This is a genomic window from Brakhagea baltica (assembly GCF_052161605.1).
Taxonomy (GTDB): Bacteria; Planctomycetota; Planctomycetia; order Pirellulales; family Pirellulaceae; genus JBKCUI01.
On record NZ_CP197409.1, the window covers coordinates 2,815,217 to 2,836,531 of the forward strand.

The following is a 21,315-nucleotide window of genomic DNA, read 5'->3' on the forward strand; positions in this document are numbered from 1 at the left end:
GTGACTATTCCCCCGCTCGTTGACGTAAAGCGACGGGCTGCGAACGATCGTCAAACATTGGTTTTTCGTATCGCACCGAGACAACATCGCGGACGACACCTACTTGACGCTTGACATGCGTTTTCTCATCGACGATTTCCTTGCCAAAGCCCGTAGCGCGCGTGCGTCCCTCGCTCCGAGGTCGATCCTTTTCGTCTTCCCAACAAGCGTGAAACGATACGGAAATCATGCCGGTTGCGGGCGAGGGAGCTAACTGGATGCGAGCAGCGGCACCATCCGGAAAATCGACGACTTTGAATTGCGTCGAGCGACTTGCGGTACGATCCCAACCATGAATCGTGATCGCCCCAGGCTGGGTTCCTTGACTTCGAGGTATGACCCAATAATTAGGCTTGGGATTCTGTTCGCTAAACTCGAAGACATTCACGCCATCGATAGTCACCGCCGCAGCGGCTTCATGATCCGAATGATTTAGTAAACGGATGGCATATACATCGTTACGCTCGAGTTGCACAAAAGGCCAGCGTGAGGATTCCGAATCGATACGACGAGGCACATACTTGCCTCGCTCCAACACGAGGATTTCAATGGAATACTCCGAGGTTGGAGTCGTTGCGATCTGACTGGCGACCACGTAAGACTCTGGTGATTTGACCGCTCGTTGAAATGCGACGGATTGCAGCTTAGGTTGAGTTGTTCCATGCAACGAGACGTTGAGCCCAAGTAGTCGCGGGACGGCCTCGGTGTCAAAAAGGAAACGAGAAAATTCTCCGAGGGTTGAACCGCTCTCCGCATCGATAAGGCGGGACACGAGCTTGACTCCATAGAGCCCCGAATCGTTGTCATTGTAGGGTAGGTAATTTCCTGTAAGCTCGAAACGGTAGTCAACTGGATCAAGTGACATTCCCGCCTCTTCCAGAAGCTTGGCTAGCTTCAATTGCAATTCTGGGCCAGCGGTCCCTTGGATATTGCTCGAGGCCGTGAAGCCTCCGACTGCAACGGTTCCTCCTCCGCGTTTGTCGATCATCGGGATCACTTGTTCCTTGACAAGCGACTGCAATTCAACCTCCAAACCATCGTTCGCATTGGCATGACCTTTGACGCAAAAAAGCAGATGGAGAACCATTGTGAGGAGGATCATTGGTATCGATTGACTCATGGCTCAATCCTATTGCGAGTGTAACGTGATTGGTCTTTAGCCGACGATGGCAGCCCGCCACACAGGATGGGAGTTCCTAGACGGAGATCGACCGCGACATCTTGGAAAAGGGAGGTGCCATCGAGGGCTTCCCAACGTGATCGTTTCAATTTGGCATCTGGCAGATGAATGAGGGGGGCTAGGCCGAGCTTGCGTAGAGATATTTCAAAAGGGGAGTCCTTTTGGAAAGGAGCCAAGTTAACGAGCCCGAGTTCGTATCCAGCGGAATGTTGATCGAGGTCTTCGAGATATTGACAAACAACGTGAGAGATGGGTTCGACATCTTGAGCAACACTGCCGTCCAACATTACGGTTCGCATGGCCGTGAAAAATTGCTTCTGATCGCGAAGGATGATCGCATCCAATTTTTCGGGATCGATATGGCTTCGTTTCAAATGCGCGAGGGCATCGCCAGAGAAGGAATTGATCACTGAGAAGTCGTCTCGATATCCACCCTGGATTCCTCGTTCATGGCATTGAATGCACGAAGCCGCCATTCTGATTTCAGGTGTTCCCGTTCGAGCTTGGGAATCGAATGCGATTTCTAAGGGAACGGGCGCCGTAACGAGTTCTCCATGTTTATTGAAAACGGCGAATGCGAGAAAGCTGTTTGGGAGACTAAACAGGACTTCTACGAAATCGTGTTCGAATGCAAGTCGAGGAAAGGGATTGTTCGGAGAACATGGCCCGAAGGGATAGCGAAGCAAGTCGCCTCGGCCGCGTCGGGGCAGAAAGTCAAAGGCCAGCCACAGTGCACCGAAATCGGTATCATGACGTTCGATCATCCGATTTTGTTGTGCAATTTTGGAGTGAGAGACGCTCGCACGAATCGCTTTTCCGGTTTGCAGGTTCGCTTCGGTGGATACTCCAAGACGCAGCTCGAGATCCTCGAATCTATGAGACATCCCCAGGATTGACTCGTAGATAGGTGAGTGCATCGAATGATGAACGAACCAGTCTGCACGCAGGATAGGAACATCGCATTGCGCCAGTTGCTGCAGGTCGCGAGCCGCTTGTAAAAGCTCGGGAGCGGAAACAGTCTCTAGTCTCAGCCCGTAGGGATAGTTTCTCATCAGTGCATTCCATTGTTCATGATCCTTCCAGCCCAGCTTTTTTAGATTGATGACTAGAAGAGTACCATCGGTTCCGTCGACGACTTCAGGAACGTAGAGCCGAGGCTCCCAAGTCAAGCTGTTCAGACACTTTGCAACGGCGTTTTTCGTTATCGCTAGATCGGATGAATTGTATTTTTTTGCGTTCTGGCTTTGATGGCGTAACGAGAGGAAACGGTAACCCGTTCGCTCTTTTGGGTCTGCTTCCAACAGGAATTCCCGGGCTGCAGAAAGCTCGCGGTAGACCGATGCGTCTAAAGAGTTAGTGGCCCCGTCGTAGCCTAGCAGCGAGTGAGTCCAAACACATGCGAAAACAAAAAAAATGATTGATCGCATGAGCCAATCACGAGAGACTGCCGACCAAGTGCTTCGGCGAATAGAACGCGCCGTCGGTGTATTTCGTGTTGTGAAATAGGGCATGTAAAATCCCATGCATTTTTGTTTTGATCGATTGTCCGTGGTTTCGGTTGGGCTTCGTTCGGCATTCTCAAGAATACCAATGTGCGCGAAGCGATGACGTGAAACCAGCGAAACCTAGGTCAAGGTGCTAGGGGTGGTTCGAAGAATCATCGAGCAAAAATAGAAAAACATCCTCGCATGGAAACGAATAATCGTCACAACCGAACCTTGTTGGGGGCGTAAGAGCGTGCCACCCGGACATGTCATTTGCGCCCGAAATCAGCGGGGTTTTCTCCCCAGACTTTGGTTTCCCATTTGAGTATCGGATTCGTCCAAGAGTTATTCGCCAACCACTTCTCGGCCCTGCGTACCAAATCAAACAGACGTTGATTACTCCCACTAGGAGGCAGTTCGGTTTTGCATTTGCCCTGCTTTACCCAAGAAATCCCGATGCGAGAATCGGAGTAGATCGCCGTGTTCGGTTCTTTTTCATGAAGCAGCGCAAGCGCATGAACGATTGCTAGAAACTCGCCAATATTGACGGTTCCTTCAGGATAGGGCCCCATATGAAACATATTGGTCCCAGTTGCGAGATCGATGCCTTGGTACTCCAGTTCACCGGGATTTCCTTTACAGGCCGCATCGACGCACCACGCCGTCATGTCGACCCCCAGCCCGGCGAGCTCCTCGGTTGCCACCACTGGTGTAGGGGCAGATCGCTTGGATTCGCCTTCACCCTGTCCCCAGTGCTTCTCATGGGATTCGTTCCATGCTGTCTTTGCCTTGGCCATACTGTCAAAGGACTTGTATTTCGCGCCCGAAAAGCCGTTGATTTGCTCCTGACAAGCCGCCCAGTCCAGATAGATTCCCGGTGTTCGCCCAATCCAAACGACGTAGAACTTAGGTTTCTTTTTCGACAAAGTTTCGTAGCGCTCCATTTACGTGATACTTGCATCCGAGCCGATCGCAGTGTGTTCCCCATGATGGGAATAAAATCCACTCGTTGCAATATCATCGCTTGTGAAGTACCGAGTCGTCAATCACTGAAACCCATCAGTCTAGTTAAGGTATCCGATTCTGTATCTCGCTTTTCAATTTCAACGCACGTTCTAGCACTTGGTTTCGATGGGAGGTGGAATCGCTTGCAACGTCCTGATCCTGCTCCATTAAACTTAGCGACTCGTTAACGAGCTCATGGGCCTGCGTGAATTCGTGCTTTTCCATGAGCACCTCGGCATGGTTTAGCAACGCAATCGCGAGCTTGGGCGGAAACTCAATCGATTCTGGGGAATCGTTGACCAGGTCGCGGGCGAGCCTTACGGAAAGAACGCTGATGGCTTGCAATGCGTCAAAATCGATTTCCTCCTTGGTTTCCTCGATCTCGAATCGCATTAGATGGTTGTCTAAGCGTTGATTTATCGCAGAAATGAACGCATGATCTCTTTCCAGAATCTTATCGACGACCTTATCGCAATCTGCCAGTTCCAGCTCAGCCTCCTCTACCCTCTCCAGCTTTAGGAGTGTCTGCGCCAATTCAAAATGATTCAATGCCACAGGTAGATACGACTCGGGGGAGAAATCAAGCGCCTCGGATTGGAACCGAAGAATGGACGTAGCGGCCCGCAACGGGGCAATAGCAGCTTCGAGCTGTCCCAAATCTCTAAGGATTATGGCAATGTTGCTTTGCAGCATCGCTTGCACTTGACGATATCGCTGATTCTCTGGCTCACTCGCGATCAATCTTTCCAGAACCGGAACGGTTTCTTGCCAACGCAAAACCAATTCATCGTGTAAACCTAGCTCCATATCGGGACCACCTGAATTGAGCGATGCGACCACGAGATTCCACTGATGACTGGTCACACTTGGCTCCAATTCCATCAATCGTTTCGTTTGCTCCATCGCTGATTGATAGTGGGCTTTTGCGACTGAATTGTTGCCTAGCCTCCGTTCCGATAACGCCAGATTGGTAAGCAATCGAATGCGCATTTCACGAACTCGTAGAGAGATAGCATCGTCCTCCGGAATCTTGGCAAGAAGTTCATCTGCATCGAGTAAATGCCTTCGCCCCTTTTCGGGATGCTGCATATCTAATGCGGTCGTCGCTAACGTGATATCACAGGCAGCAGCATTTCTAAGAATGGAGGGCTTGTCTCCACATCGGGCTAACAAGGCCCCGTAAGTATCCTTGGCCTCTTCTAGCATGGGCATTGCTTTATCACGCTGACCAATCCATGTATATGCATTGGCAATACCAAGAAGCGAAGTTGCATAGGTCGATAGCCACTCATCCTTTAATGTGTCGCTATCCTCCAAACCTATGTAGGGAAGTAAGTCATAAAGGGATACATCGAACAGCGGGATCGCAATTTTAGCCTCCCCAGACTCCACCAGGTAATTGGCCAGAACGATTCTTGTGTCGGCGATTAGTATTGCTCGTTGGAGTGGCGATATCTCGACATCGGGAATTTCCTCCATCAGTTTTAGAGCGGCGTTCGTTTCTCGTTCCAGCTCCTCTCGTTCTCCAATTCGCGAAGCAACTTCGGCCAATCCCGCATGAGCTTTGGCGAGTTGTAGCTTTAGACCTGCATTGTCATTGTTGGTTGACAGAAAATCTCTGTAGTAGTCGCGTGCCTTTTCTAATAGTTTTCGAGTCACTTGCTGGGAGCCTGTCGTTTGCGGCAGGAATTCTGTTTCGGTAGTCACGGCCAAAAGCAAATCATCGGCCGCAGCGATAGAGGAGCGCAGCGCGCGCAAAGCAGACTCCTTAGCCGTCCGCTCGTTGGCTTCCGAAGCGATCAATCGAGTTTGCTGAGATTGCAAAATGAGGGCGGCAATAACACTACCAACAGTAATGGCCATTAGTAATAGGGAGCAAATCGCGATTAAACTCGCAAGACTCTTGTTGCGACGCATGAAGCGAACGGCGTGAGACAACGGCGATATCGGTTTGGCCTTAATGGGTTGCCCATTGTTAAATCGCCGCAGGTCTTCGGCAAACTCCGACATGTCGCGATACCGATTTCTCGGTTCATGCTCCATCGCTCGCAAGCAAATCGTTTCAAAATCGACTGGAATCGACGGGAGAATCAGCCGCGGAGCGACCGGCCTCGAGTCAACAATTTGTCGCAGAACAGATGCCGTCGTACCTTGATAGGGGAGAACTCCCGTCAGCATTTGATAGAGCGATGCACCGAGAGAGTAAACATCACTCTGCGTTGTTATGCGACCTATATCTTGAATTTGTTCAGGGCTCATGAAAGCCGGGGTGCCCATGATGTCCCCCGTCTTCGTGGCAAGAGAGGCCTCGGAGTCGAGGAAGCGAGCCAATCCAAAATCCGCCACCTTGATCTGATTACGATCCGCGTTGAGCAGTAGATTACCGGGCTTCACATCACGGTGAATCATTCCTCGACCGTGTGCAAATGCAAGCCCCTCAGCTGCTTGAGCCACTAGCGACGCGAGCTCTGTAAAGCTATCGTTCGCACCTTTATTCTTAGCACTTGAAGCGTTCTTAGCACTTGAAGAAATCACCTGTGAGTCAGGGGTACACAAGGAACCCGCACTCCCACCAGCCATATACTCCAGCACAAGATACAAAGGTTGTGCGTTTGTCTCCCCGGAGTTCGATGTGGGCTCATCACATTGCGTCGAGTGTTCGTGAACGTTCAGTGTCCCAACGTCAAATACTCTTACGATATTTGGATGCTCTAAATCTGCAAGAATCTTTGCTTCTCGCAAAAATCTCTGTCGGTCCCGCATTGAGTTACGCGACAGCACTTTAATCGCGACCTCTCGCGATAACTTCTTATCGTAAGCTTTGTACACTGCGCCGGTCCCGCCGACCGCGAGTAGCTTTTCGACAATAAAGCGATCAATTGGTAGACCATCTATTACCTCCTTCAGACCGAGTCTGTTCGGATGATTATCGACTGTCTCGACTGACGGATCATGCACTGGATCCGTTTTACACAGAGCACCAGCTAGCGAATTGGACGCACCCAAGATTGCGTTTAACTGTTCCTGCACACGTTGAAGTTCAGGCTCTCCACAGTACTCCGATCGAATCTTGGCATGCGAAAACGATGCCAATTTGCTAAGGGATGGGTCATCCGTGAGAGTCAGTAGGATTCCCTGACAACGAGAGCACCTCTCAATATGTTCGAATTCTTCGGGCGATAATTCCTCGCGATTATTGAGCCATTGACTCAAACGCATGGTCGCTGGACATGCTAGATTCGAATGAGCATTTTCCTCATGCCTCTCGCTCATTATTGGTCTCTTGGGTAGGACGTTAGGGACTGGCTTTTAATTCACCATGTTTCATCGACTATCGCTGCAACTTCGAAGCGAAGACGATTCAAAACGCGACTCCGAGCGACGTACACTTGTTGCAAACTCACTCCAGCTAACTCCGCCACTTCGCCGACCGGCTTCTTTTGTAACCAGGAAAGTTCAAATAAAGTCCACGTGTGGTCGGTAAAGTGTGACTGGGTTCGTTCCAACGCCGTTTGAAAAGCGTGCTGCTGAAAGCTCTCGTTCCATTCGTTCTGCATGCTAGTCAAATCGAGTTTCCCTGTATCGAGCGATATGGGATTCGATTTCGTTTTGCCAATATGACGACGAAGCTCATTTAGAACGATTCGGGCCAACCAATCGCGGAAGAGGCCGAGTTGCCGGTCGTACTCGAACGAGCGAATGGCTTTCGCTACTCGCAGTAATACCTCTTGCGAGACATCGCCTGCGTCGGAAGCAGGTAACCCTCTTGCTCGGCAAAAATCGTAAATCAGCGGAGTGTACACTTCAACAAATCGGCTCCATGCAGTGGCATCGGAATGGTCTTTAAGCCGTACCAACAAGCTTGGCTGAGTTGTCTCGTCAATCTTACGGCTCAAACCTAGTTATCCTTTCTTTGTCTGGTTCTTGCGCGAAATCACAAGATTCCGAGAACGATTTTCGCGATCGAGTTGTCGAGGTTTTTTTGTAATAAGCAGAAAAATTCCATTTTCTCTGCAAGAAAAGGCAAGATCACAGGTGACACGAGCAGGTTGGAACCACTTCCGAACCAATTCCTAGTTTAACCTCCTCGCCCATTGATCGCAATTTTATTATGTCCCAGCCATTCCGATCACGAATCCGCGAGTCGCTGTCCCGCTTCCGAAAAGTGCCCAAACGGAAACTCAGCCCATCTCGCATCTGCCGATTTGAGCAATTGGAGGCGAGGCGAGTCTTGGCGGCGGCCATTTGGCACAACGCCATGCAGCCCTTCGACGTCGACGGCACGGATCGCATTGTGTCACCGTTAGATGTTCTCGTCTTAATCAACGAAATCAACAATCCCAGGTATTCTGATTCCTCTGGCAGATTGCCCCGTCAAGTTGAGGTCCCTCAGCGCGGACCTTTTTTTGATGTCGATTGTGATGGTGCCGTAACCCCCCTGGACGTGCTGAATGTCATCAACTATCTCAATAATCCAATTGGTCCAGGCGGCGAATATAGTTCCTCCGGAAGTGGGCTTTATGCCTCCGCAGCTTGCTCCCCGTTGCTTATCGAGGAGAGTGCTTTTGCGACCGAGTTCTCTCATATCCTGGTACTTCCAGACGACAGTTCTGCCGTTCGAGTGCACTTCGAGACTCCGACTTTCGATACTACTTCGAATCGGACGATTCGAGACGCATTTGAAATCGAAGTGACCGACTTAGCCGGGAATGTTATCGCTCTACCGTTTGCTCCCGATTACCGTGCGGTATTCAATTGGACCGAAGGACAACAGAAGATCTATGCTGATGGTGTTTCGCTGCTTGGGCCGAATTTGCCTGGGGAGGTTGCAGTCACGATTAATTTGGGAGGGGTCCCGGCTGGTTCACAAGTCCGTGTTACCGCAAGACTTGTCAACAACGACTTGGATGATACCTCCTCGGTGCTTCTCCGTGGCTTTGAAGTGATCGGCTCACCAACAGTCGCTCCAACCGCATTCCGCTCTTCAAGCAGCCGGCCCCTTGCCCAACCGCCTGTCGATTTTTCTAAACTCACCGATCTGACAGGAAGCCTGATTCCCAGCTATGGCCGTACCACTCTCTTCGATCAAAATACTCGGCTAGCCAGCGAGTTTGTGGCTACCAATGCAAGCGGATACACGGTTCAAGGTGATTTGATCGTCGTGATCGAGAATATCTCGACACTGGATGCTAATGTGCTGCATCCCGATGGGTTCACCCCGGATGGAAAACCGTACTGGAACCTATCGGGTGAAATGAACTCTCAGCCTCTCGGACCAGGTATGTCGATTCGCTCTCGAGAGATTCGTTTTCTAAATACCAGCGACTCTCGCTTCCAATACGAGTTGAAGACCTACGGCAGGATCAATCGAGCACCAGCTGGATTTGAATCCCTTCCCAATACTTCGATCGAGGCTGGTAAGCGATATCTTTATTCCGCGATCGCTTCTGATCCTGATTTAGACTTACTTGCATTTTCGTTGGTTTCGAGTCCAGAAAACATGTCGGTGAACCCAGTGACGGGTCAAGTGCGGTGGGACACCGAGTTGGACGACGTTGGTTCCCATCGCGTCATCCTACGAGCTACGGACCCTCATGGCTTGTTCGTCGAGCAAATGTTTTCAATTGACGTCGTCGAGTCGTTGCAGAATCGCCCACCGATATTTATAAGTGATCCCGTGACCGAGGCGATTGCATCGAGCGGATTTGAAATAACCACCGTGGCAGTTGGCCCGATGCCGAATGGGGTCAGTGTGATTAGTGGTTTCCGAAGTCCACGTTTGGTTTCTATCAACGCCGGGGACCAGACGGTCAGTGTGCATGCGGGTCAGAACAATGATCGGTTCGACGATACCACCGTCTACTCCACGGGCGAACCCCGACCTACCGGTGCTGCCATTGACGTAGGTTACAGCGTTGATATCGGCTTGCCACCGTTCCTGGTTCCTAACGATACCAATGATGTGTTGGGAATGGACCAAGGAGATCTTAACGGGAATGGGATTCTTGATTTGGTCGTAATGACCAAGCGAACCGAATCGACTAAGCCGCAAGGGCAAAGAGATACGATCGAAATCACGCGCATGTTGGGAGATGGCGATGGCAACTTCAGCCCGCCTCTCGTGATCGCCACGATTCCCATTGTACCAAACACCCAAGCCAAGCATTTGCGTGTAGCCGACATCGATGGCGATGGTCGTCTGGATGTGATTGCGATCGAGGAAACGTCATCGCGGTTGATAACCGTGCGTGGCCTTGGCAATGGCGAATTCGAGTCGGCTGTGCTGACAACGCTAGCCACATCACTCAACGACTATCGGCTGGTAGATCTCGATGGCGATGGGCAGCTCGATATCGTTGGACGCAATGCAAACGTTACTGACTTAGGTTGGATGCGCGGCGTGGGTGATGGGTCATTTGAGCCCTTTGTCCGCTTGGCAGATGGAGGTGACATCACGGTGGGTGCGAGCAACTATAGCACTCGCTCTTATGACTTCGCTGATCTCAATGGCGATGGCCACTTGGACATCGTGCTCGGTGAATACAATAGCGGCAATGTGGTTGTGTTACTCAATGACGGCGAGCAGAACTTTAGCATTGCACTTACGATCGATCCTCCCGGCGGCTTTCAGGGACCACTGGTCGTTCACATTGCTGACTTCACCGGCGATGGCGAGCTCGACATCTTCACGATCAATCATTGGCAAAGCCGCGTCGATCTGTTTGTTGGTGACGGAACGGGAACTGGTTTCACACATCAGCCGGGAGCCGATTTATACGGTTTAGCTGGAAATGCAGCCGGCAGTGATGGTCCGGTGGACATCAATGGCGATGGACATTTGGATATCGTCTTGACCAACACCGGGACCAACGATCCCACTTCGCCGCAAGTCTTGATCAACGACGGGCAAGGAAACTTCACTCGCAACGATTACCCGATGCTGAGCTTTCCAGGCCACTCGACAGAACACAATCGAACCAGCAACGATATCGCCCGGGGAGCCATGTTCGGCGATTACAATGGCGACGGTGTCATGGATTTGATCTATATGACGGCGGGAAATGATTTCAACGGGGTCGGTATTCGTTTGGGCACTCGCCCTGGCGAGTTCGGGGCCACTCGAACCATCGCAGGTCAAGACACGTTTGATTCAGACGTTCATGCTGCCGATTTCAATGGTGATGGGATCGTCGACTTGCTGTTACTCCGTTCGGCTTCGATGATGCTGGGCAACGGCGATGGAACCTTTGCCGAGCCGTTCCCGGCGGTTCAGGTGGCTCGTCCCAGTACGTTTGGAGCCGTAGCCGATTTCAATCTCGATGGTGTGCCAGACTACGTGGCCGTGCGTAACGCAAACCAGAGTCCAGCAGCCCGCTTTTATGTCGCTCTCGCCAATGGTGATGGCACATTCGATATTTCCGATGATCAACCTGCTACAGGCAGCTTTTATGGATACCAGGACATCCGCATCGAAGACTTCAATAACGATGGCTACCCGGACATCATTGCCAAGGCTGGTGTCGAGCGATTCATTGATGTCTACCTCAATGATCCAGACGACCCCGGTACGTTCACTCAGTCGTTCCGCACGGTGGTCCAAGCTCAAGGAGTCGATGCGAACGGGTTCACGAACGCTTTTGCGACCGGAGATTTCGATGGCGATGGAAACATTGACTTTGTTGCAGTCGACCAACTTCCCGGCGAGCCTCAGAAATTGGTGTTGTTTTCCGGAGATGGAGCTGGCAATTTCTCAGCCACCAAGGAGACGTTTGCCTTTGACGATGCGATGTTTCAAGTGGGATTCTACTACCCCGGTGTGCTGCAGTCTGGTGATCTAAACGGCGATGGGGTGTTGGATATCGTTTCTTTCGGTTGGCACGGAGCGATTGTCCATATGGGCAATGGCGATGGAACCTTCACCTCTATCGATCATTATCCACGTGAAGTGTTTAACCAACGTGCGAAGAACGGCTACTTGATTGATTTTGATGAAGATGGCCATCTCGATTTAATTCAATATAGCCACCAAGAAACTCTCAATATTCGCCGTGGTTTTGGAGACGGAACCTTTGGGGAACCTGAACGAGTTGGGATGATCGGTAGAGGTAGCCCGATATCCTTCGCCGACCTTGACCACGACGGTCATCTCGATATGGCCATGATGATGACCGGGGCCGGTAATTATAACAACGGCGACACCGTTCTCTTTTTCGGTGCACGCGATGGACTTGTCGATCATGTAGCCGCCGATTTAAACGGCGATGGCAACGAAGAAATCTTGGCGATCAATGAAGCCAATGATCGACTGAAAATCTTCCTGGGAGACAATCTGGGAAGGCTGACTCGTCAAGCTGATCTATTCACCGGACGTGCCCCGAAGGCTGTTACGGTGGGCGACTTGAATGGCGATGGGCAGCTTGAAATAATCACGGCCAATCGTGCCGGTCGCTCGATCTCGGTATTCACCGGTTCCATCGCTACAGGCTACAGCTCGATTGAGATTCCCGTCGGTAACGGGCCGATCGATGTGAAGACAGCTGATGTCAACGGTGATGGCCATCTCGATGTGCTGGTACTCGACGACTCGACCAATGCCTTATGGATATTGACTGGTAGCGCCGATGGGACGCTGGCTGATCCCATCGCCATTGCGTTGGGTGACAAGCCTGGTCGATTCACCATTGCCGATGCGACGGGCGATGGCGAACTGAATGCCGTTATCACCCTGCCTGACTCCAACCGAGTGATGATCCTCAGCGGGTTAAACTTCCGGCCGGACGCTCCTGCACCGATCTATATCCATTTCAATAGTTCCCCGAGCGATGTCGTCGTCACCGACCTCAATTTCGATGGCAAACCCGACCTGGCCGTCACACTGCCCAATGAAAACGTGCTGAGCGTTCACTACGGACTGGGCGGCGGACAGTTCGCTCGACCACAACGGATTGCCGTAGGCGAACAACCGACGCGAGTAACACTTGCCGATGCCGACGAAGACGGCCGGATGGACTTGATCGTCGCCAATAGCGGCGATGGAACCGCCAGCGTCATTTACAATCGCTTCGATCCCAACGAAGTCTATCGTTACAACTCCAAAGCGATCGACCCGGATGATGACCCCATTGTTTACTCGATCGTCGATGGCCCTGGTGGGTTGATTATTAACAGCGAGACAGGTGCGCTACTGTGGGCGGCTTCTCCCGATCAAGTTGGCGTTCACGATGTAACGATTCAAGCCGACGATGGTCGCGGGGGGATTGCTACTCAGTCATTTAAAATCGATGTCCAACCGGCTCGCGACAACGCCTCACCTCTATTTGCTACGGAACCGTCGACCACAATCGGTGCCAATGAAACGTTTACGTATCAAGCGACTGCTCTTGATAACGATCGCGATACCCTGCGTTATCGACTGCTGGATGGGCCTACTGGTGCCGCCATCGACCCTACGACTGGCGAAGTCACCTGGGACGCGCGGACCGATCTAGCCATCATTTTTGCTCCGCACGGTAACACCAGCACGGGACGGATTGAAGTGGCACCTTCCCCGAGCCTGCAGCCTGCCAGCCTCACGGTCGAAGCTTGGTACAACTTCCACACCCTCCCCGCTAGCAACCAACGCACCTATTTGATGACCCAAGCTGGCACGCATGGTAGAGCCTATGCGTTATACAACTTTGGAAATAGTAGCCTGCGATTTGAAATGGATTTCGGCGCACCTGTTCATAATTTCACCTACACAATACCTTTTGTTCCAACGAGCAATCGTTGGTATCACATCGCATTAACAATCGACGATGCGACTCGAACTGCAACGGTCTTTGTGGATGGCGCGGCGCTTGGATCGACAGCGATACCCAACGCTATTCAGTACAATCCAGCATCGCGCACGCAGATCGGTGACAGCAGTGCGTTTTACACGCGAGCCATCGTCGATAATTATCGCATTTGGAACGTCGCTCGCACCCCCGAAGAAATCGCCGAAGGCCTGTCGCGGCAATATGAGAACGATTCGAGGATCGTGTTGGACTATCGCTTTGATCTGCCCGACACTTTAACCGTTCGCGACTATTCACCCGCCGGTAACCACGGCTATCGTATCGCCAACGGCATGTTGCCGCCGCTGGTACCCGGACTTGCTGCCCCTGGCTCGTATGAGTTCAGCATCGGCGTTGAAGACGGACGAGGTGGGTTCGATACGCAAACGTTTACTGTAGATATTCTTCCCGAGCTGCGAGGATCGATTCGAGGACAACTTTTTGATGACCTAGATGGCGATGGTGCGCGACAAACAGGTGAACCGGTGCTGGCAGGTTGGCACCTGTTTATTGACTCCAATGGCAATGGTTTCGCCGATCCCCATGAATTGCAAACGACAACCGATGCACAAGGCAACTATCGTTTCGATGGGTTGTTACCAGGCGAATATCCGCTGCGAGTTTCCCCTGTGGCTGGATATGAATCGCAGCCAGTGAATCATGTTTCGGTGACGGCAAACGGAGTAAACGTAGCCGACATCGCGATCGAACAGTTGTCGCTTAGCCACATTCGTGGCCAACTGCGCACCGAAGACGACACCGCCATCGCTCATTGGCGCGTCTTTGCAGATCTGGATGGCAATGGGGTGCTAGATGACAACGAGCCATCCACCATCAGCGATCGCGATGGGTTCTTCGCTCTGACTGGCTTGAGCGCGGGTACTTACAACATCAGACCATCATTGCCCGCAGGCTGGTCTGACATCGCTGGCCGTGACGGTTTAACGGTCGCCTTAGCCGCCGATGAAATCGCTAGCGATAACGACTTTGTGCTCCGCCCGACAAATACCTCTGTTACTGGCGGCTTGCATTTCGTAACGGCTCCCAACACTTCTCTCGAAGCACGCGAAACATTCCGATACACATCCGTTGCCATGGGGCTGTTCAACGAAGCGATCGTCTATGACTTGTCACTAGCCCCTGAAGGGATGACGATCGATCCAGTCACGGGACTGGTCGCCTGGCGCCCGACGATCGCGCAAGTCGGCGAGCATCTAGTAATCTTACGAGCCACCAGCGCTTCACGCTCGCTAGCGCTGCAAGATTTTTACATCGATGTAGCAGCACCCAACACATCTCCGGCTTTAGCCGGTATAGAACTCCATCAGCCGCAGGGCGCTAGCCCGCGGTTCCCTTCCGCCTACGTCGACCTCGTATACGCAGTCGATCTAGTAGCCCAAGATGCCGAAGAACATGAAGTCACATTCACTCTGCTCAACGGACCAACCGGAGCAACGCTTCACTCCGCAACCGGGCAACTGCGTTGGACACCAGCGTTAAGCGACCTTGGACAGGTAGCATTTTCAGTCGAACTGCGCGATGAACTCGGTGCCAGTTCGATCTTCGACTTCTCCGTCGAAGTAGTCGACGCGCAGCCCGTATCGACACCCTTTGCAATCACGCTTCCTCGAAATCAAGTTGGTATCGGCCAAGACTACTTTGCACAAATCCGAGGTACGGACGCACTCGATCGACCACTGTCATGGTCGCTTACCTCCGGTCCAGACGGAATGTCTGTTTCACCAAGCGGAACGCTTCAATGGACTCCAGGCAATGCAGATTTTGGAAATCAAGCCGTCGAGCTACAAGCAACCGATGTCGATGGAGCATCAGAAGTAGTCCAGTTCACGCTACAAGTCGTCGGTCGACCGGTCAACGCAGCACCGCAGATCATTTCGACACCGATTATCTCGACTGTTCTCGGTTATGAATATCAATATGACGTGATAGCCAGCGATGCTGATTCCGATCCGCTTTCGTTCGCTTTAGTCGAAGCTCCGGCAGGAATGAGCATCCATCCGTCGCTGGGTACGATACGCTGGACACCTTCAAACGATCAATTGGTCGAAGCGACAGTCACCATTCAAGTCATCGATCCGGACGGTCGCACGGATTCTCAGTCGTTTAAGCTGAAGGTATCTCGTTTTGGTGGTCCACCCAAGATTACATCCATTCCGCCAACACATGCATCTGTGGGAACCGGCTATCTCTACTCGATAGCGGCTCGTGACGCCGAAGGGGACCCGTTAACCTACCGTTTATTGGCGGCTCCAAATGGAATGACGATCGTTGAAACCACCGGCGTCATTTCTTGGACACCAAGCCTAGCGCAAGTCGGCCAGCAAGACGTTGTCATTGAAGTCAGTGACGGTATCGGCGGTGCAGCAACTCAAGCGTTTGCAATTCGAGTCGGCGAAGGCATACCGAACTTGCCTCCAGTGATTCACAGCACCGCACCGCGTTTTGGTTCGGTGGGTGCGGCTTACCAGTATCAGCTTGACGCCACCGATCCCGAAGGAACCAACCTGAGCTACTCATTGGGACAAGCTCCCGCTGGGCTCACGATCAATGCTTCGACCGGACTTGTGAGCTGGAATCCATCGGCCGGCCAAGTTGGCCAGTTCATTGTCACCCTGATCGCAACCGACGCGGGTGGAGCAAGTGCAGTTGAATCGTTCCAAGTCGACGTCTTGGCTGAAAACAATGCACCAACCATTGTTAGTAATGCACCGCCAGAGGTCATGTTAGGCGTCGTCTTTACTTATCAAGTGATCGCCAACGACATCGATCGCGATCCATTGACCTATACACTGACCAGTGCTCCCGCCGGAGCGAGCATTGATAACTTTGGTAAGATCACCTGGCCGACAACTGGAGTACCGCTTGGTGATTATGATTTCTCAGTCCTGGTTCAGGACCCACGTGGTGGCCAGTCGACTCAATCGTTCCAAATCGCCGTCCTTCCAGATACGGAAGCTCCCAAGGTGAGCTTGATTGAGCGACCCAACGATGGATCAAGAAACGTCCTGCCATGGCAAGGTCCCTTTGTAGTTTACGTACGAGCCATCGATAACGTAGGAATCGCTTCGCTTACGTTGTCGGCTAACGGTAGGGATATTCCGCTTGATGCGGCAGGCACAGCCACCTTTACCTTTGAAGACTGGACCTTCCAGCGAATCAACGCCACAGCCACGGCGATTGACACCAGCGGCAACGTCACCACGCGGACAATCAGTTTTGACTATGACTTCCCAGAGGGCTGGAGCGGAGCTGGCACGGCAGACATTCCCACGGCGATCATCAGCAGTCCGAGCGATACTCAGACAGTCTTCGGTATGGTCTCGATCGAGGGAACCGCAGCTCACGAGAATTTTGCTGCCTACAAACTTTCCTATCGCCGAATCGATGAGACCAGCTACACCGAGTTCTTACAAAGCGATACACCTGTGACCAATGGTCAGCTTGGTGTCTGGGATACTAGTCTGCTGATCAACGACGAATACGTGATTCGTCTAGAAGTAGCCACCAGCGGCGGCATCGTCAACGTCGTCGAGCACAACGTAGGTTTAGCGGGCGAGCTGAAGCTCGGAAATTTCCGCTTGAGCTTTACCGACATGATCATTCCAGTAGCCGGCATCCCAATCGAGATCACTCGAATCTACGACACCCTTCAAGCAGATCGCCAAGGCGATTTCGGCTACGGCTGGCGATTGGAGTATCGCAACACCGACCTACGAGTTGGCTTACCGAAAAGTGGTCTTGAAGATATCGGTATCTTCCCCGCACTTCGTGCTGGGGTAAAAGTCTTCTTGAACATCCCAGGAGAGGGCCGAGTCGGCTTCACCTTCAATCCCGACATCCGCGTGCTTCCTGGCTTCGGCGGCAACAACCTAGTCTTAGCCAGGCCAAGATTCACCCCCGACCCAGGCGTAACAGCAACCCTAAGCACCGGCACCAGCAGTTACTTACAAGTCAACGAATACGGAGAACTCTACGCCCCCGGCGGAATCCCCTACAACCCAGCCAGCCCCAGCTTCGGCGGTGCGTATGTGTTGACGACGAGAAAGGGTATTACATACAGAGTTGACGGAGCCACCGGAAAGCTAACATCAGCTTCGGATGGGAATGGGAACCGTGTCGATTTCGAAGAATCAAGAATTTCTGGCTCAAATGGCATACAACTCGATATCGTTCGCGACCGACAGGGCCGAATTAGTTCAATATCCACGTCCGATAGTATCCGCTTGGAGTACAGGTATAAAGATGGCAATCTAGTTGAGTTTATCGATGGTGAACGAAACGCAACGTCATTTGTTTACAGTCCGACACGTCCTCACCATTTACATTCTGTGATCGATCCCTTAGAGAGGGCTGGGTTAAGATTGGATTACGACGATCATGGGCGTCTCGTTCAAACAATACTTGCGAACGGTGCGATCATTACGACGTCATACGATCCAGATAATTCGATTCGTTCTGTAATAGATCCGATGGGTAATTCTTCAATCGAAGAATACGACCCTTTCGGGAATATTGTCAAAACCACCAATGCATTATCAGGAATCGTGACGCGAACTTATGATTCTTCAGGCAACGAAACCTCGATTACAGATGAACTTGGAAGAACCACGTCGACTGTTTACAACCAACGCGGAGATGTGATCAAAATTACTGATCCAGCAGGTAATTCCATCTTTCGCACGTATTCGTCTTTCGGTGACATACAGGCTGAAACCGACCGAATGGGACATACGACAACTAATGCATTTGACGAGAGAGGAAATTTAATTCGGCAAACTAATCCGTTGGGTATTAGTTCGGATGTTGTCTACGATTCAAAAGGAAATATCGTTTTGTTAGATTCAGTCACCGGTCAACAGTTTGAGATAAAACAACTGGCCGGTATCTCCGATGCAATTCGTATCTTCGGAGTTGGCACCACGGAAGTAGTCTATGGAGCTCTTGGATTGCCAAGCCAGATTAACTTGACGGAACATGGGCACACTGAATCTGTTGTTGTGGTTGCTGTGGACCGAGATGCGAATAGTCGCCAAATTCGAAGGGAGTATGCAGACGGAGGTGTTGAACTATTCGAATACGATGCCAATGGTAATTTGATTCGCCGGACTAACCCCAACGGAAACAGCATTCGTTTTGCTTACGACGAGCTGGATCGCCTTGTCGAGACCATCTTCCCCGACTTTACAACGGAACTACGAACCTACAATCCGTTGGGGTTGGTGTTGAGCGTCACTGACAGGGGAGGTAGAGTGACCGAATTCGAATACGACACACTTGGACGACTGATAACAACTACGCATCCTAGCGATGATGTTGGACGCTCAAATGGACAAGAAAGACGTGAATATGATATCGCAGGTCAGTTGACTGCAGTTATTGATCCCCTTGGCAATCGTCGGCAATTTATCTATGACGTTCTAGGAAACAACATTGAAGAAATCGATGCGTTGGGATACTCGGTTAAACAAGAGTTTAATGCCATGGGAGACCTGACTCGACGGATAGACCAATTGGGGAACGCGATAATGTACGATCATGATTACGCAGGTCGGATCATACAAGTTATGTACGAAGATGGTAGCATCCTCAAGAACGAATACGATCCCTTTGGTAACTTGATTCGATCTGAATCAGCAAACGGAGCTGTGACACTCTTTAAGTACGATGCACAGAATGGGCTTACGAAAGTAACGGATGCTCTTGGACAAACAACTCGATACGAACGAAATGCGCGTGGGTTGATTACAAAAACACTCGATGCTCTTGGACGGGAAACAACGCTAGAGTATGATTTTGCTGGGAAGCTCGTTTCCAGAACGCTCCCCGACGGATCTAGTGACAGACTCGAATACGATCCTGCAGGAAATCTCATAGAACGAATAAGCTATTCTGGTAAGAGGACGACTTTTTCCTATGATTCCATGGAACGCATCGTTCGAATGACGTTTGATGATGAGACCGTTCGCGAATTCGAGTACTCTCCCACGGGGAAACCCGTATTGATTCGTGAAAACGAGAGTGTTGTTCAGTATCTTTATGATTCTCTTGACCGACTCATTGAGAAAACAGATTCGGATGGCCAGACCATTTCCTACGTGTATGATTTAAATGGCAATTTGCAGTCAATAGACTCAATCGGAGGATTAGTCGAATACACCTACAACGCACGCAACGAACTAGTGGCGGTGGCGTCTGAGCAAGGTATATCGTCTTATTCATATGATGCCGCCGGGCATCAAATTCTCTCAGCAATGCCCAATGGCGTTATCGAATCACGCAGCTATGATGCACGCTCAAGAATGATTAGTCAGCATTTTGAAAATGGACAAGGTAGCCTAGGTGTTATTAGAACGGAATTTGATTCTGTAGGCCGGATCACTGGTCGCTTCGATACTGTTCGTGGTATTTCAGAGTCGTTCGATTACGACTTGAACAATCAGCTCATTCGGCACATTACTGAATCTGTTGCCGGGAAAACAGATGATCTATTTTCATACGATGCGGTTGGTAATCGCTTGACTCAGCTTGACTCAAGTAAGGGGCAAACCACCTACACTTATGACAATCGCGATCGACTCGTCCGCGAGGATTCATCGGAACAAGTGGTCCTTCATTCGTACGACCTTGATGGCAATCTGATCGCCAAAGAATTCGATTCCGATATACGAATGGAACTCCAATGGGATGCAGCAAACCGACTAGTTCAAACGAACACGGTAAAGAACGCAACGAGCCAAATCGTTGAATACCGCTATTCGCCGGATGGTGAGCGTTACAGCGATACACAGGCAGGCATCACGAATCGGTGGATCGTCGATACACGACGCTCGAATTCTGCGGTCTTAGCTAAGATTTCGAGCGATAGCAACATCACTGAATTTGTAAGGCCCGCTGAGGGTCTGTCGACAATTGCGATTGTGACAAATGGAGCAGCTAAGTTTGTTGGGGAAGGAACGAATCATACGGTCTTATTTGCATCAGATTCAAATGGAGAACTAGCAGATCAGTATGCCTATTCCGCGTTTGGTGAACCAACAGTATCAGTTAGTGGGAATTTGACGCCGATTCAGTTCAATGGAGAATTTCGAGATTCGAATGGTTTAGACTATCTTCGGTCAAGGTACTACGATTCCTCGACCGGACGATTTGTGTCAATGGATGTATTCAGCGGTTTCGAAGATGTTCCAGGTACTCAGAACCGCTATTCATTTGCTCAAAATGATCCCATTTCCGGCTCCGATCCATCCGGCTTTTTCACACTCACAGAGAATCAGATAGTTGTTGGGATCATTGCTGGAATGACAGGCGCTGGTGCAATTTATGGAGGAGTGCGAGCTATTCAAACTGGCCAGGACATATGGACAAGTATGGCCTTCTACGCATTTGCAGGATTTGCACTGGGTGTGGCGGCGGTTGTCGCGGGGCCACCAGCCGCAGCGTCGGCAGCAACTACTGTAGTGGTTCCGCAGACTTTCGTGACCGCGGCCGGCCATGTATTGACCTACGCTGTAAGCCGGCAAGTGGTTTTGTCGACGATTTCAATAGACGCATTAGCCGCAATGGCAGCCAATGCATTAGCGTTCTCCTCAATTGCAGTTACCATTGACGGTCTTCTTTATGGCGTTGCTTCTTTCGGTCGGAGTATCCACGATAGTAGCGGGGCCAAAGCATAAATTGTTCGGCGCAGGTGTTACGGGCCGAATTGTTGTCGTATTTTGGCCGAATTGTGACTGTATGGTTTTTGGGGTGTTTCTGAGCCAGTTGACCG

General features: G+C 51.2%; 6 protein-coding genes. 1 reads left to right on the forward strand and 5 read right to left on the reverse strand.

All coding sequences use genetic code 11. From position 1 onward, the window contains the following. Positions 1-4: 4 nt before the first annotated feature. From SH449x_RS10405 to SH449x_RS10425, 5 genes are all read right to left on the reverse strand, one after another. Positions 5-1,159, reverse strand: a complete 1,155-nt coding sequence (locus SH449x_RS10405) for a hypothetical protein (protein ID WP_482381276.1) — start codon at positions 1,157-1,159, stop codon at positions 5-7. Next, positions 1,156-2,646 carry a hypothetical protein gene (locus SH449x_RS10410; RefSeq protein ID WP_482381277.1) on the reverse strand — a complete coding sequence of 497 codons (1,491 nt, stop codon included), beginning with the start codon at positions 2,644-2,646 and terminating at the stop codon, positions 1,156-1,158. The genes SH449x_RS10405 and SH449x_RS10410 overlap by 4 nt, the downstream gene beginning before the upstream one ends. 326 nt (positions 2,647-2,972) lie before the next feature. After that, the gene (locus tag SH449x_RS10415) at positions 2,973-3,647 is read right to left on the reverse strand and encodes a ribonuclease H1 domain-containing protein (RefSeq protein WP_482381278.1); all 675 of its coding nucleotides are present in this window, start codon (positions 3,645-3,647) and stop codon (positions 2,973-2,975) included. 124 nt (positions 3,648-3,771) lie between these two features. Beyond that, positions 3,772-6,981: a protein kinase domain-containing protein gene (locus SH449x_RS10420; protein WP_482381279.1), complete on the reverse strand. Its 3,210-nt coding sequence runs from the start codon at positions 6,979-6,981 to the stop codon at positions 3,772-3,774. A gap of 41 nt (positions 6,982-7,022) precedes the next feature. Beyond that, the gene (locus tag SH449x_RS10425) at positions 7,023-7,604 is read right to left on the reverse strand and encodes a sigma-70 family RNA polymerase sigma factor (RefSeq protein ID WP_482381280.1); all 582 of its coding nucleotides are present in this window, start codon (positions 7,602-7,604) and stop codon (positions 7,023-7,025) included. Between the two features lie 215 nt (positions 7,605-7,819). On the opposite strand from SH449x_RS10425, the gene SH449x_RS10430 reads away from it, so the two are divergent. Beyond that, positions 7,820-21,220: an FG-GAP-like repeat-containing protein gene (locus SH449x_RS10430; RefSeq protein ID WP_482381281.1), complete on the forward strand. Its 13,401-nt coding sequence runs from the start codon at positions 7,820-7,822 to the stop codon at positions 21,218-21,220. The last annotated feature ends 95 nt before the right edge of the window (positions 21,221-21,315 follow it).